At 71.7% G+C, this 14,934-nt stretch carries 11 protein-coding genes; 7 read left to right on the top strand and 4 right to left on the bottom strand.

Annotated elements, in window-relative coordinates:
- Window positions 1–21: 21 nt before the first annotated feature.
- The gene (hrpB, locus tag DXZ73_RS13105) at window positions 22–2,592 is read left to right on the top strand and encodes an ATP-dependent helicase HrpB (RefSeq protein WP_116211172.1); all 2,571 of its coding nucleotides are present in this window, start codon (window positions 22–24) and stop codon (window positions 2,590–2,592) included.
- Between the two features lie 75 nt (window positions 2,593–2,667).
- On the opposite strand, the gene DXZ73_RS13110 is transcribed toward hrpB, so the two are convergent.
- The 4 genes from DXZ73_RS13110 to polA form a co-directional block, all read right to left on the bottom strand.
- Window positions 2,668–2,859 carry a hypothetical protein gene (locus DXZ73_RS13110; RefSeq protein WP_116211173.1) on the bottom strand — a complete coding sequence of 64 codons (192 nt, stop codon included), beginning with the start codon at window positions 2,857–2,859 and terminating at the stop codon, window positions 2,668–2,670.
- Window positions 2,860–2,875: 16 nt separating this feature from the next.
- Window positions 2,876–3,916, bottom strand: coding sequence for a DUF3068 domain-containing protein (locus tag DXZ73_RS13115; protein ID WP_116211174.1), 1,041 nt, complete (start codon window positions 3,914–3,916; stop codon window positions 2,876–2,878).
- Window positions 3,917–3,921: 5 nt separating this feature from the next.
- Complete coding sequence (locus DXZ73_RS13120; protein ID WP_116211175.1) at window positions 3,922–4,056, bottom strand: SPW_0924 family protein; 135 nt, start codon at window positions 4,054–4,056, stop codon at window positions 3,922–3,924.
- A gap of 129 nt (window positions 4,057–4,185) precedes the next feature.
- Window positions 4,186–6,900, bottom strand: a complete 2,715-nt coding sequence (gene polA, locus DXZ73_RS13125; RefSeq protein ID WP_116211176.1) for a DNA polymerase I — start codon at window positions 6,898–6,900, stop codon at window positions 4,186–4,188.
- Between the two features lie 207 nt (window positions 6,901–7,107).
- On the opposite strand from polA, the gene DXZ73_RS13130 reads away from it, so the two are divergent.
- From DXZ73_RS13130 to DXZ73_RS13155, 6 genes are all read left to right on the top strand, one after another.
- Window positions 7,108–9,390, top strand: coding sequence for an FdhF/YdeP family oxidoreductase (locus tag DXZ73_RS13130; protein ID WP_116211177.1), 2,283 nt, complete (start codon window positions 7,108–7,110; stop codon window positions 9,388–9,390).
- 85 nt (window positions 9,391–9,475) lie between these two features.
- Window positions 9,476–9,949, top strand: a complete 474-nt coding sequence (locus DXZ73_RS13135) for a PaaI family thioesterase (RefSeq protein ID WP_116211178.1) — start codon at window positions 9,476–9,478, stop codon at window positions 9,947–9,949.
- 79 nt (window positions 9,950–10,028) lie between these two features.
- The gene (locus DXZ73_RS13140) at window positions 10,029–10,433 is read left to right on the top strand and encodes a hypothetical protein (RefSeq protein WP_116211179.1); all 405 of its coding nucleotides are present in this window, start codon (window positions 10,029–10,031) and stop codon (window positions 10,431–10,433) included.
- Between the two features lie 408 nt (window positions 10,434–10,841).
- Window positions 10,842–12,077, top strand: a complete 1,236-nt coding sequence (locus DXZ73_RS13145; RefSeq protein WP_116211180.1) for a branched-chain amino acid ABC transporter substrate-binding protein — start codon at window positions 10,842–10,844, stop codon at window positions 12,075–12,077.
- 98 nt (window positions 12,078–12,175) lie between these two features.
- Window positions 12,176–13,108 carry a branched-chain amino acid ABC transporter permease gene (locus DXZ73_RS13150; RefSeq protein WP_116211181.1) on the top strand — a complete coding sequence of 311 codons (933 nt, stop codon included), beginning with the start codon at window positions 12,176–12,178 and terminating at the stop codon, window positions 13,106–13,108.
- Window positions 13,109–13,113: 5 nt separating this feature from the next.
- Window positions 13,114–14,934, top strand: coding sequence for a branched-chain amino acid ABC transporter permease (locus DXZ73_RS13155; protein WP_116215591.1), 1,821 nt, complete (start codon window positions 13,114–13,116; stop codon window positions 14,932–14,934).

Below are 14,934 nucleotides of genomic sequence, written 5' to 3' on the forward strand. Positions count from 1 at the left end.
GCCTGGGCGAGACTGGGGCCTGTGATCCACACCGACGCCCTCGGCCGACTGCCCGTACGCACCGCCCTGCCCCACCTCGCCCGCGCGCTCGACGAGCGCGGGGTGGCCGTGCTGTGCGCGCCTCCCGGCACGGGCAAGACGACGCTGGTGCCGCTGGTCCTCGCCGGGCTGCTGGACGACGGCCCGCACCGGCGCGTCGTCGTCGCCGAGCCCCGCCGGATCGCGGCCCGCGCCGCCGCCCGGCGCATGGCCTGGCTGCTGGGCGAGGCCGTCGGCGACCGGGTCGGCTTCACGGTGCGCGGCGAGCGGCGGGTGGGCCCGCGGACCGTGGTCGAGGTCGTCACCACCGGTGTGCTCCTGCAACGCCTCCAGCGCGACCCCGAACTCGCGGGCGTCGACACCGTGATCCTCGACGAGTGCCATGAGCGGCACCTGGACGCCGACACGGCCGCCGCGTTCCTCCTGGACGTACGGGACGCCCTCCGGCCCGAACTGCGGCTGGTCGCCGCCTCCGCGACCACCGACGCCGAGGGCTGGTCCCGTCTGCTGGGCGACGCCCCCGTGGTGGAGGCGCGAGGGATCTCGCACCCGGTGGAGGTGGTGTGGGCCCCGCCGGAGCGCCCCGTACGGCCGCCGCACGGGATGCGGGTGGACCCCGCCCTGCTGGAGCACGTCGCGAGTGTGGTGCGCCGGGCCCTGCGGGAACGGCCGGGTGACGTGCTGTGCTTCCTGCCCGGCGTCGGCGAGATCGCGCGGGTGGCCGGGCGGCTCGGCGGGCCCGAGGCGCTGGGCGCCGAGGTCCTCCAGGTGCACGGGCGGGCCCCGGCCGCTGTGCAGGACGCGGTGCTCGCGGGCGGTTCGGGGGGCCGCCGGGTGGTGCTCGCGACCTCGGTGGCCGAGTCCAGCCTCACCGTCCCGGGCGTACGCGTCGTGGTGGACGCGGGCCTGGCGCGCGAGCCGCGCGTGGACCACGCGCGGGGGCTGAGCGCGCTCACGACCGTACGGGCGTCCCGCGCCGCCGCCCGGCAGCGCGCGGGCCGGGCCGGGCGCGAGGCGCCGGGCGCGGTGTACCGCTGCTGGACGGAGGCCGACGACGCGCGGCTGCCGCGGTTCCCGGCGGCGGAGATCACGGTCGCGGACCTGACGGCGTTCGCCCTTCAGGCGGCGTGCTGGGGCGACCCGGACGCGTCCGGCCTCGCGCTCCTCGACCCTCCGCCGGCCGGGGCGATGGCCGCGGCGCGCGAGGTGCTGACGGCCACGGGAGCGGTCACCGCCGACGGCAGGCCCACGGACCGCGGCCGCCGCATGGCCCGGCTGGGCCTCCACCCCCGGCTGGCGCGCGCCCTGCTGGACGGGGCGCGCGAGGTGGGCGCGCGCCGCGCGGCCGAGGTGGTGGCCCTGCTGAGCGAGGAGCCGCCGCGCGAGTACGGCGACGACCTCGCGGCCGCCTGGCGCACGGCCCGCCGCGGCGGCGACGCCTACGCGGCCCGCTGGCGCGCGGAAGCCCGCCGCCTGGAGAGCGCGGCACGGGGCGCGGCCGGGGAAGCCGGTCAGGCGTTGCCGCGGCCTTCCGCACAGGACGGCGGGGATCGCGTCGGCGGCGCGGCGCCGGGTGACGACGCCGTCGCCGGGCTCGTCGCCGCGCTCGCGTTTCCCGAGCGGGTGGCGCGGGCGCGCGGCGAGGGCGCGTATCTGATGGTGTCCGGCACGGGCGCCGAGCTGGGTGCCGGGTCGCGGCTGCGCAGCGGGCAGTGGCTGGCGATCGCCGTGGCCGACCGGCCCGTGACGGCCGCGTCGGCGCGGGTGACGCTGGGCGCGCTGATCGACGAGGACACCGCCCGGGAGGCGGCCGGTGCCCTCTTCCGGCAGGGCGAGGAGGTCGGCTGGTACGAGGAGCGGCGCGACGTGGTCGCGCGGTCGGTCGAACGCCTGGGGGCGGTGGAACTGACCGCCCGCCCGCTGGCCGCCCCGGACCCCTCGCTCGTACGGGAGGCCCTGCGCGAAGGACTGCGGCGCGAAGGGCTCGCTCTGCTGCGCTGGACGCCCGAGGCGGCCGGTCTGCGGCAGCGGCTGGCGTTCCTCCACCGCGAGCTGGGCGCGCCCTGGCCGGACGTGTCGGACGAGGCGTTGCTGGAGGGCGTGGACGACTGGCTCGGCTGGGATCTGGACCGGGCCCGCAGGCGCGGCGACCTGGAGCGGCTGGACGCGGGCAAGGCGCTGGAGCGGCTGCTCCCGTGGGCGTCCGGCGACGCCGCGCGCCTGGACGAGCTGGCCCCGGAGCGCATCGAGGTGCCGAGCGGGTCCCGGATCCGGGTGGACTACGGCGGCGGTCAGCCGGTGCTGGCGGTCAAGCTCCAGGAGCTCTTCGGCTGGCAGGAGACGCCGCGGGTGGCGGGCGGGCGGGTGCCCGTGCTCGTGCACCTGCTGTCACCGGCGGGCCGGCCCGCGGCGGTGACCGCGGACCTGGCGTCGTTCTGGAAGGACGGCTACCGGTCCGTACGGGCGGAGCTGCGCGGCCGCTACCCCCGCCACCCCTGGCCGGAGGACCCCGCGACGGCGGCGCCGACCCGCAGGACGAACGCCCGCCGCTAGCGGGTCGGAGCCGCTCGCGCGCGAAAGGCGCCGCTCCCGCCGTACCTCGGGAGCGGCGCTGGTCTGTGCGGTTCTTCAGGGGAGGTAGCGCTCGACCGCCGCGGATCCCTTCTCCTCCATCAGCCGCTTCGCGGCCTCCACCCGCTCGGGCGTCACGTCCCGGCCCGACGCCATGACCAGGTCCTCGGGGTCGAACGGCCGCTCACCGCCGGTGTACAGCCGCGTCGGCCGGGACGCGGTGGACGTGTCCTCGGAGCTCTCCTTCACGGTGGACCTCCTCAGTTCAGCTGCCCCCGCCGGGGGGCGGCTGTTTGGGTTTCCCTCCATCGTGTGACATTTCCGGCACAAGTGCACGCCGATCTCCCACTGGGGTATCCACGGCGGCCGCCGCCCCGCGCGAGCGGGCCTCCAGCAGCAGCGCGAGGCCGAGCAGCCCGGCGCCCAGTCCGAGGAATCCCCAGGGGAGCCAACTGGTGAGCAGCAGCACCAGCCGGCGCTGCGAGGTGACGAGGGCGACCGTCGAGTCGACGAAGTCCGGGCGCATCTTCACGTGCCCGGCGAAGGCGGTGATCGGTTTCTTCTCCGGGTGGCCGATCCAGCGCATCTCCTCCTGGTGGACCTCCTCCCCGTTGACGGGCGCGCCGGTCGTGGGGTCGACCCAGAACATGCGCTTGGTGGTGTACCAGCGCTCCAGGCCGATCTGCCGGATGGCGTCGGGGGTGAGACCCAGGGGCAGCGCCCGCGGCACGGGGACGCGGGTCCAGGGGATCGTCTGCTCGAAGTAGTAGACGCTCAGGCCGTGGAAGCGCCGCGTCCCCCCGTAGTGGATGGGCGCGGAGGTCCGGGTCTGCATGTCGAAGTACCGGTAGTCGCGCTTCTGCACGAGGAAGGGCCACTTGAACTCGATGCCGTCACGGCGCACCGGCGTGTCGTCGACGTGCTCGCCGCCCGCGTGGACGGGCTGCTGGCTGTGCGCGTCGAAGACATAGCGCTCGGGGATCTTCGAGACCATCGCGCCATCGGGCCCGGCGACGTAGGTGAGGGTGTCCCAGACGACGACGTCCCGGCCGGTCGCGTCCTTGACCTCGCGGGCCTGTTCCACGTTGCCCTTGAGGGTCTCGGTCATGGTGATCCGGGCGACCTTGCGGGGCTCCAGGGTGCTGTAGTCGATGAGGGTGGCGTCCTTCGCCTCCATGACGACGGTCTGGTACCGGCCCGCGGGGACCTTGGCCAGCCGGGGGGAGGCGTACCAGCGCAGCAGCGGCGACAGGGCCGCGAAGAAGACGGCGAAGGCGAGGAGGACGAGGCTCGCTCTGCGGCGCACGGCGCTTACGGGTGCGCGGGGACGGAGGTGAGGAGCGGCTTCGGGGAGGTCCGCCCGCCGGGCGGCCCGATCGTGGTCACCGTGAAGACGAGGGCGAGGGCGGCGGCCACTCCGATGGCCGCGGCGGCGAGGGCGCGCATGCGTCCGCCTCCCGGAGGGAGAGCTGATGGTCCGTCAGGAGTGGGCACCGTAGCAACACGAGCCGCAGATGAGAACCGGGCGGACCGGAAAACCGGCCCGCCCGGGCACCGCACGGACCCGACAAGCGGTCAGTGCGCCGCCGACTCCCAGTCGCCGCCCACACCGACCGACACATCCAGCGGCGCACGCAGCTCCACCGCCCCGGCCATCTCACGACGCACCAGCGCCTCCACCGCCTCGCGCTCCCCCGGGGCGATCTCCAGCACGATTTCGTCGTGCACCTGGAGCAGCATCCGGGACGTGAGCTTCTCCGCCTCCAGCGCCTGACCCACCCGCAGCATCGCGATCTTGACGATGTCGGCGGCCGTGCCCTGGATCGGCGCGTTCAGCGCCATCCGCTCCGCCATCTCACGGCGCTGGCGGTTGTCGCTGTTGAGGTCCGGCAGATAGCGGCGACGGCCCAGCATCGTCTCGGTGTAACCCGTCGCACGGGCCTCCTCGACCACACGCTGCAGATAGTCGCGCACTCCCCCGAACCGCTCGAAGAAGGTGTCCATCAGCCGGCGCGCCTCGTCCGGGGCGATATTGAGCTGCTGGGACAGCCCGAACGCCGACAGGCCGTACGCCAGGCCGTACGACATCGCCTTGATCTTCCGGCGCATCTCCGGGTCGACCTCGGCCTTGGCCACACCGAAGACCTGCGAGGCGACCGTGGTGTGCAGATCCTCACCGGACGCGAACGCCTCGATAAGACCCTCGTCCTCGGAGAGGTGGGCCATCACCCGCAGCTCGATCTGGCTGTAGTCGGCGGTCATCAGGGTCTCGAAGCCCTCACCGACCACGAAGCCCCGGCGGATGGCACGGCCCTCGTCCGTGCGCACCGGGATGTTCTGCAGATTGGGATCCGTCGACGACAGCCGGCCGGTCGCCGCCACCGTCTGGTTGAACGTGGTGTGGATCCGCCCGTCGGGCGCGATGGCCTTGATCAGGCCCTCCACCGTCGAGCGCAGCTTCGACTGCTCACGGTGCCGCAGCATGATCACCGGAAGCTCGTTCTCCGTCTGGGAGGCGAGCCACGCCAGGGCATCGGCGTCCGTCGTGTACCCCGTCTTGGTCTTCTTCGTCCTCGGCAGACCCAGCTCACCGAAGAGAACCTCCTGGAGCTGCTTGGGCGAGCCGAGGTTGAACTCGTGGCCCGCCGCCGCGTGCGCCTCCGTCACGGCCTGCTGCACCGCCGCCGCGAACTGCTGCTCCATCCGCTCCAGCCAGCCCCGGTCCGCGGCGATGCCCGCCCGCTCCAGCCGGGCCAGCAGAGCACTCGTCGGCAGCTCCACATCGGTCAGGAGCTCCGCCGCGCCCACCTCCTTCAGCCGGCCGGTGAAGGCCGCACCGAGGTCCAGGACCGTACGCGCCCGGCCCATCAGCGCATCCGCCTCGGCCTGCTCGTCCGCACCGAACGCCAGCTGACCGTCACCCGCCGCGGCCGTCGCCAGCTCACGGCCCAGATACTCGACCGACAGCGCGTCCAGGGCGAACGAACGGCGCCCCGGCTTGACCAGATAGGCGGCCAGCGCGGTGTCCATGCCCACCCCGGCGACCGACCAGCCGTGCTCGGCGAAGACCCGCATGGCCGCCTTCGCGTCATGCATCACCTTCGGCCGCCCCGCGTCCCCGCTCCACCGCGCGAACGCCCGCTCGTCGGCCTCGTCCAGCTCCGCCGGGTCGAACCACACCGCCGGACCCTCGCCCGACGCCAACGCGATCTCCGCGACCCGCCCGCCGCCCTGCGCCCACGAGTCGACCATGGCCACACCCAACGGCCCCGAGCCGTGCTCGGCCAGCCACGGCGCGAGCCCGCCCGCGGCCAGCACCACACCGTCCACCTCGGCACCCGCGGCCGGAGCCGCCTCCTCCGCGGACTCCTCACCCGGGTCGGCGGCCAGCAGCCGGTCCCGCAGCCCCTGGTTGCGGATCTCCAGACCCTCCAGGAACGCGATCAGCGCCGTACGGTCGTACGCCTCACGGACCAGGCCCTCCGGACCCATCGGCAGCGCCACGTCCCGCACCATCTCGGTGAGCCGGCGGTTGAGCTTGACGGACTCCAGGTGATCACGGAGATTCTGCCCCGCCTTGCCCTTGACCTCCTCGACGCGCTCCACCAGCTCCGCGAACGAACCGAACTGGGTGATCCACTTCGTGGCCGTCTTCTCACCCACACCCGGGATGCCCGGCAGATTGTCCGACGGGTCACCGCGCAGCGCCGCGAAGTCGGGATACTGCGACGGGCTCAGCCCGTACTTCTCCTGCACCTTCTCCGGCGTGAAGCGCGTCAGCTCCGACACGCCCTTCGTCGGATACAGCACCGTGACATCGTCGGAGACCAGCTGGAACGAGTCACGGTCACCCGTGACGATCGAGACGTGGAAACCCGCCGCCTCCGCCTGCGTCGCCAGCGTAGCGATCACGTCGTCGGCCTCGAAGCCGTCCACCGCGAACCGCGGCACCCGCATCGCGTCGAGCAGCTCCCCGATCAGCTCGACCTGCCCCTTGAACTCGTCGGGCGTCTTCGAACGCGTCGCCTTGTACTCCGGGAACTCCTCCGAGCGCCACGTCTTGCGCGACACGTCGAACGCCACCGCGAAATGCGAGGGCTTCTCGTCGCGCAACGTGTTCGCCAGCATCGACGCGAAGCCGTACACCGCGTTCGTCGGCTGCCCGGCGACCGTCGTGAAGTTCTCCGCGGGCAGCGCGAAGAACGCACGGTACGCCATGGAATGCCCGTCCATCAGGAGCAGGCGGGGCCGGTCTCCCCCCGCCGCCTCGGACCCGGTCACTGCGCTCATCTTCGCTGCCTTCGTCGCCTTTGCTGCCACGCCCCCGATCCTGCCACGGACCACCGACAATCCCGGCCACACGCACCTGCCGGCCGCCTCGACCGCACCCGTGTCAGTGCCCCGTGACAGGATCAGCACGTACGGACATCCGCGGACCACACCCACGCACGACACCCACGGATCCGCGACCACACCGACCGCTCAAGGGGGAGCGAGATGGCAGGCAAGCCGCCGACCAGCGATCCGGTCCAGGACGCACCCGACGTCGCCGCACCACAGCACGCCGCCGCCGGGCTGCCCGCCGTCGCCCACTCCCTGCGCATGGCCCACCAGCAGATGGGCGTCCGACGCACCGCCCTCACCCTGCTCAAGGTCAACCAGAAGGACGGCTTCGACTGCCCCGGCTGCGCCTGGCCCGAGGGCGACAAACGCCACGCCGCCGAATTCTGCGAGAACGGCGCCAAGGCCGTCGCCGAGGAAGCCACCCTCCGCCGCGTCACCCCCGAGTTCTTCGCCGCGCACCCCGTCGCCGACCTCGCCGACCGCAGCGGCTACTGGCTCGGCCAGCAGGGCCGCCTCACCCAGCCCATGCACCTCGCCGAAGGCTCCGACGCCTACGAACCGGTCACCTGGGAGCGCGCCTTCGACATCATCGCCGAGGAACTCCACGCCCTCGACACCCCCGACGAAGCCGTCTTCTACACCTCCGGCCGCACCAGCAACGAAGCAGCCTTCCTCTACCAGCTCTTCGCCCGCGAATTCGGCACCAACAACCTCCCCGACTGCTCCAACATGTGCCACGAGTCCTCCGGCTCCGCACTCACCGAGACCATCGGCATCGGCAAGGGCAGCGTCCTCCTCGAAGACCTCCACAAGGCCGACCTGATCATCGTCGCCGGACAGAACCCCGGCACCAACCACCCCCGCATGCTCAGCGCCCTCGAAAAGGCCAAGTCCGGCGGCGCGAAGATCATCACCATCAACCCGCTCCCCGAAGCGGGCATGGAACGCTTCAAGAACCCCCAGAACGCCCGCGGCCTCTCCGGCGTCGGCACCGCCCTCACCGACCTCTTCCTCCAGATCCGCCTCGGCGGCGACCAGGCCCTCTTCCGTGCCCTCAACCGCCGCATCCTGGAGACCGAAGGCGCCCTCGACACCGCCTTCATCGCCGAACACACCCACGGCTTCGAAGACTTCGAGCAGGCAGCACGCACCGCCGACTGGGACGAGACCCTGCGCGCCACCGGCCTGGCCCGCGAGGACATCGAGCGCGCCCTGGAGATGATCCTCGCCTCCCGCCGCACCATCGTCTGCTGGGCCATGGGCCTCACCCAGCACAAGCACGCCGTCCCCACCATCCGCGAAGTCGTCAACTTCCTCCTCCTGCGCGGCAACATCGGCCGCCCCGGCGCCGGCGTCTGCCCCGTCCGCGGCCACAGCAACGTCCAGGGCGACCGCACCATGGGCATCTTCGAACGCCCCGCCCCCGCCTTCCTCGACGCCCTGCAGAAGGAATTCGGCTTCACCCCACCCCGCGAACACGGCCTCGACGTCGTACGGGCCATCCGCGCCCTCCGCGACGGAGAAGCCAAGGTCTTCTTCGCCATGGGCGGCAACTTCGTCTCCGCCACCCCCGACACCGACGTCACCGAGGCCGCCGTGCGCCGCGCCCGCCTCACCGTCCACGTGTCGACCAAGCTCAACCGCTCCCACGCCGTCACCGGCGCCCGCGCCCTGATCCTGCCCACCCTCGGCCGCACCGAGCGCGACCGCCAGGACGGCGGCGACCAGTTCGTCACCGTCGAGGACTCCATGGGCATGGTCCACGCCTCCCGCGGCCGCCTCCGGCCCGCGAGCCCCCACCTGCTCTCCGAGACCGCCATCGTCTGCCGCCTCGCCCGCCGCACCCTCGGCCCCTCCAGCACCACCCCCTGGGAGGACTTCGAGAAGGACTACGGCACGATCCGCGACCGCATCGCCCGCGTCATCCCCGGCTTCGAGGACTTCAACACCCGCGTCGCCCGCCCCGGCGGCTTCACCCTGCCGCACGCCCCCCGCGACGAGCGCCGCTTCCCCACCGCCACCGGCAAGGCCAACTTCACCGCCGCCGACATCGAATACCCGCGCGCCCCCGAAGGCCGCCTCCTGCTGCAGACCCTGCGCTCCCACGACCAGTACAACACCACCATCTACGGCCTCGACGACCGCTACCGCGGCATCAAGAACGGCCGCCGCGTCGTCCTCGTCAACCCCGACGACGCGGCCGAACTCGACCTCGCCGACGGCTCCTACGCCGACCTCGTCAGCGAATGGACCGACGGCAGCGAGCGACGGGCGGACGGCTTCCGCGTCGTCCACTACCCCACCGCCCGCGGCTGCGCCGCCGCCTACTACCCCGAGACCAACGTCCTCGTCCCCCTCGACCACACCGCCGACACCAGCAACACCCCGGCGAGCAAGTCCCTGGTCATCAGGGTGGAACCAGCCCGTCCGGCCTGATCGCCCACCCGGCCCCCGACCGCCTCCGGCCACCTGATAAGACGTTCACCACGCAACGAACACAAGGACGAACGGAGCCGGACCCATGGGCGAGCAGAGCCAGACCACGTTCCCGCAGCAGGTCCTGGACGAATGGGCCGGCAGCGGGCACGACCTGCGCACCCTCTTCTCCGCGGGCCACCTCGGCGACCGCATGGGCCTCCAGGTCCACGAGGCCTCCCCCGACCGCGTCGTCGGCACCATCCCGGTCGAGGGCAACACCCAGCCCTACGGCCTGCTGCACGGCGGCGCGTCCGCCGTGCTCGCCGAGACCCTCGGCTCGGTCGGCGCCATGCTGCACGGCGGCCCCACCAAGATCGCCGTCGGCGTCGACCTCAACTGCACCCACCACCGCGGCGTACGCTCCGGACTGGTCACCGGAGTGGCCACCCCCGTCCACCGCGGCCGCACCACCGCCACATACGAGATCACCATCACCGACGAGCAGGACAAGCGGGTCTGCACCGCCCGCCTCACCTGCCTCCTCCGCCCGGCCGACAGCACCAACACCGCCGTCTGACCCGACCTCCCGAAATCCGGGCCGGCCACCACCCCGCACCCCCTTCCTCCCCGGCGCGCGGAGCTCTACCTTTCCCGCCATGAGGGACCCGGCCCGTACGACACCGAGGCGCACACGGCCGACCGCCCTGTGCGCCCTGCTGTTCGCGACCGCCCTCGCCACCGGCTGCTCCGGCTCCGGGGACGAGGGCGCCAGCGCCGCCACGCACACCGACCCACCCGTCCAGGTGTGCGCCAAGCTGATCTCCTACTGGGCCGGCGAAGACCTCACCGGCGGCCACTGGGCCGGGCTCGACTGGGAACAGAAGGGCCTCTCCAACGACCAGTACGTCATCTACGACGACATCGTGCGGGCCGCCCGCGCCGAACAGCGGCAGCACGGCACCACCGCCGCCCGGAAGTTGATCGAGCATCAGGCGCAACAGCGCTGCGCGGCAGCCGACGGCGCCACCCACAGCTCGGAGAACTGGCGCCCACCCGCATAACAGTGCGTGACATTCACACCGGGCGGCACCGGCGATCCACTTCTCCCCCGGCCCCGCGCCCTCGATCTTTTCGGCCGCCGCCGGCCGACGCGGCACACCCCGGACGCCATCGCGCCGCAAAAGCATTAGCGGAACTGCACCTTCGCACTATCCGGATGCTGGAGTTCACCCGAAAAGCGAGAACTGTCCGCGCAATACTGCTACAAGGACACCGCCGAAGTGACCTGAGGCATAACAAGACAGTCACATCATGGCCAGCACCTCTGCCCCCCGCCGCCGCACACCCCTAGAGTCACGGCCAGTCACCACCCCGAGCGGCCCGCACCCCGACCCCGCACCCGGCCGCGCCGCCCGGCGGGCGATACGGCACCTCAGCAGAGGAGGCCGCGCCAGGGAAAGGACTCCACCGTGCGAAACCGTTCCTTGCTCGTCCTCACCACCGCGATCGCCACCGGGGCCCTCACCCTGAGCGCATGCGGCTCCCGCGACGACAAAGGCAGTGGCGACAACAGCGGCGGCAGCAAGGCCACCGTCGTGATCGGCGTCGACGCCCCGCTGACCGGCTCCCTCTCCGCCCTCGGCCAAGGCATCAAGAACTCCGTCGACCTCGCCGCCCGCACCGCCAACGACAACAAGGAAGTCAAGGGCGTCACCTTCAAGACCGAACCCCTCGACGACCAGGCCGTCCCCGCCTCCGGCCAGCAGAACGCCACCACACTCGTCGCCGACAAGGCCGTACTCGGCGTCGTCGGCCCCCTCAACTCCGGCGTCTCCCAGTCCATGCAGGGCGTCTTCGCCCGCGCCGGACTCACCCAGGTCTCCCCCGCCAACACCAGCCCCGAACTCAGCCAGGGCCCGAACTGGCTCAAAGGCCAGAAGACCCGCCCCTTCAAGACCTACTTCCGCACCGCCACCACCGACATCATCCAAGGCCGCTTCGCCGCCCAGTACGCCCACAACGACGCCAAGAAGACCAAGGCCTTCGTCGTCGACGACAAACAGACCTACGGCGTCGGCCTCTCCTCCATCTTCGCCGAGGAATTCAAACGCCTCGGCGGCCAGGTCGTCGGCACCGACCACATCACCGTCAAGGAAACCGACTTCTCCAGCGTCGCCAACAAGGTCAAGAACTCCGGCGCCGACATCGTCTACTTCGGCGGCCAGTACCCCGAAGGCGGCCTCCTCTCCGACCAGGTCAAACGGGCCGGCGCGCATATCCCCACCATGGGCGGCGACGGCATCTACGACCCCGCCTTCATCACCGCCTCCAGCGAGAGCAACGACGGCGACCTCGGCACCTCCGTCGGCTACCCCGTCGACCAGCTCGACTCCGCCAAGACCTTCGTCAAGAACTACGCCGCCGCCGGATACAAGGACCCCTACGCCGCCTACGGCGGCTACTCCTACGACGCCGCCTGGGCCATCGTCCAAGCCGTCAAGAAAGCCGTCGAGGACAACAACGGAAAACTCCCCGCCGACGCCCGCGACAAGGTCACCGCGGCCATGAGCAAGATCTCCTTCGACGGAGTCACCGGCAAGGTCTCCTTCGACGAATTCGGCGACACCACCAACAAGCAACTGACGGTCTATCAAGTCAAGGGCGACGCCTGGAAATCCGTCAAGAGCGCCACCTTCCAGGACTGACCCACCCGGGCCCACCCGCCCCCACCCAGGACACCGCGCGAGGACGCCACCCACGCCCTCGCGCGGACCCACATCCGACACCACATCGGAGGCCCGCGGTGCACGCACTGCCGCAAACGCTGGTCAGCGGACTCGCCCTCGGTGCCCTCTACGGCCTCATCGCCATCGGGTACACCATGGTCTACGGCATCGTCCAGCTCATCAACTTCGCCCACGGCGAGATCGTCATGATCGGGGGCTTCGGCGCCCTGACCATCCACCTCTGGCTCCCCGGCGACACCCCCCTCGCCGCCGCCCTCCCCCTCATGCTCATCGGTGGCGCCATCGCCTCCGTCGCCGTCGCCACCGCCGCCGAACGCTTCGCCTACCGCCCCCTGCGCGACGCCCCCCGCCTCGCCCCGCTCATCACCGCCATCGGACTCTCCATCGCCCTCCAGCAACTCGTCTGGGCCTTCTACCCCGACGCCAAGAAATCCCGCGGCTTCCCCCAGTTCCAAGGCGACTCCTTCGAACTGGCGAACAACATCCACATCCAGCGCGACGACCTCTTCGTCCTCATAGCCGCCCCCCTCTGCATGCTCGCCCTCGGCCTCTTCGTCGCCCGCAGCCGCACCGGCCGCGCCATGCAGGCCACCGCCCAGGACCCCGACACCGCCAAGCTCATGGGCATCAACACCGACCGCATCATCGTCCTGGCCTTCGCCATCGGCGGCGCCTTCGCCGCCGTCGCCGCCGTCGCCCAAGGACTCCGCGCCGGACAGATCAACTTCGAAATGGGCTTCATCCTCGGCCTCAAGGCCTTCACCGCCGCCGTCCTCGGCGGCATCGGCAACATCTACGGCGCCATGCTCGGCGGAGTCGTCCTCGGCATCGCCGAAGCCGCCTCCACCACCTACATCCAGAACATCCCCGGCATGCACCAACTCGGAGGCGGCGGCTGGAAGGACGTCTGGGCCTTCGTCCTCCTCATCCTCGTCCTGCTGATCAGGCCCCAAGGACTGCTCGGCGAACGCGTCGCGGATCGGGCGTGACCACCATGACCCCACCCACGGACACCACGACCACCACCACCGAAACCACCCCCGTCATCCCCCTCCCCCTCGGCGCCGCCCGCGCCCTCACCCTCACCGGCGCCCTCCTCAGCGCCGCCTCCACCTTCCTCTCCTGGACCTGGACCACCGCCTTCCCCGGCAACCTCACCGTCAACGGCTACCCCGGCGGACTCCAACTCCTCACCCTCACCGGAGCCCTCCTCACCCTCGCCCTCACCCTCGCCACCCTGGGCACCCCCGGACTCCGCTGGCTCAACCCCACCCGCCGCCACGACGCCACCGCCTACCTCGCCGCCGGAACCCTCGCCACCACCTGGTACACCCTCATCGCCATCGCCGTACAACTCGGCGGACTCGCCAACCTCGAACCCGGCGGCTACATCGCCGCCCTCACCACCCTGCTCACCCTCACCGGCGCCCTCGGCCTCCCCATCGACCGCCGCACCACCGCCTCCTACCCCCCGAGCAGCCGCCTCGCCGCCCTGCCCGGCCCCCTCGCCACCGCACTCCGCGCCACCCACCGGACCGTACGCCCCGGCCGCACCGACCGGCCGCTCCCCGCCGCCCGCCCGCTCCCCTCCTGGGCCGAGATCCTCCTCATCGCCGCCGCCTTCGGCACCGCCCTCTGCCTCGTCACCTACGGCATCGGCACCGGCTACGGCGAACTCTTCACCGGCTTCCTCATCCTCGCCGCCTTCGGCACCCTCGCCCTCCGCAAGGCCGGCATCGTCACCAGGCTCACCGAACTCACCGCCAAACACCGCAACATCACCATCACCGCCGCCTTCGCCGCCGCCGCCCTCTTCCCCCTCACCCAGTCCACCGACCAATACACCCTGATCGCCGTCAACATCCTGATCTTCTCCACCGTCGCCCTCGGCCTCAACATCGTCGTCGGCCTCGCCGGCCTCCTCGACCTCGGCTACGTCGCCTTCCTCGGCGTCGGCGCCTACACCGCCGCACTCGTCTCCGGCTCCACCGCCTCCACCCTCGGCGTCCACTTCCCCTTCTGGGCCGCCGTCCTCACCGGCGCCGCCGCCTCACTCGTCTTCGGCGTCGTCATCGGCGCCCCCACCCTCCGCCTCCGCGGCGACTACCTCGCCATCGTCACCCTCGGCTTCGGGGAGATCTTCCGCATCACCGTCGGCAACCTCAACGGCGAATCCGGCCCCTCCCTCACCAACGGCCCCAACGGCATCCCCAACATCCCCGACCTCATCCTCTTCGGCTACAACTTCGGCTCCACCCACTCCCTCGGCGGCATCACCCTCAACCCCTTCGCCAACTACTACCTCCTGATGCTCCTCATCACGATCCTCGTCGTCCTCGTCTTCAGCCGCGCCGGCAACTCCCGCATCGGCCGCGCCTGGATCGCCATCCGCGAGGACGAGACCGCCGCCACCGCCATGGGCATCAACAGCTTCCGCCTGAAACTCCTCGCCTTCGCCCTCGGCGCCACCCTCGCCGGACTCGCCGGCACCGTGCAGGCCCACGTCGCCTACACCGTCGTACCCGAGCAGTACGTCTTCGCCGGACCCGTACCCCCCAACTCCGCCTTCCTCCTCGCCGCCGTCATCCTCGGCGGCATGGGCACCATCCGCGGCCCCCTCCTCGGCGCCGCGCTCCTCTACCTCATCCCCGCCAAGCTCCAATTCCTCCACGACTACCAACTCCTCGCCTTCGGCGCCGCCCTCATCCTCCTCATGCGATTCCGCCCCGAAGGACTCATCCCCAACCGCAGGCAACAACTCGAATTCCACGAGGACGCCGCCGGAACCCTCGGCATCACCAAGGCGGAGGCGTGA

The organism is Streptoverticillium olivoreticuli subsp. olivoreticuli (genome assembly GCF_003391135.1).
GTDB classification, from domain to species: domain Bacteria; phylum Actinomycetota; class Actinomycetes; order Streptomycetales; family Streptomycetaceae; genus Streptomyces; species Streptomyces blastmyceticus.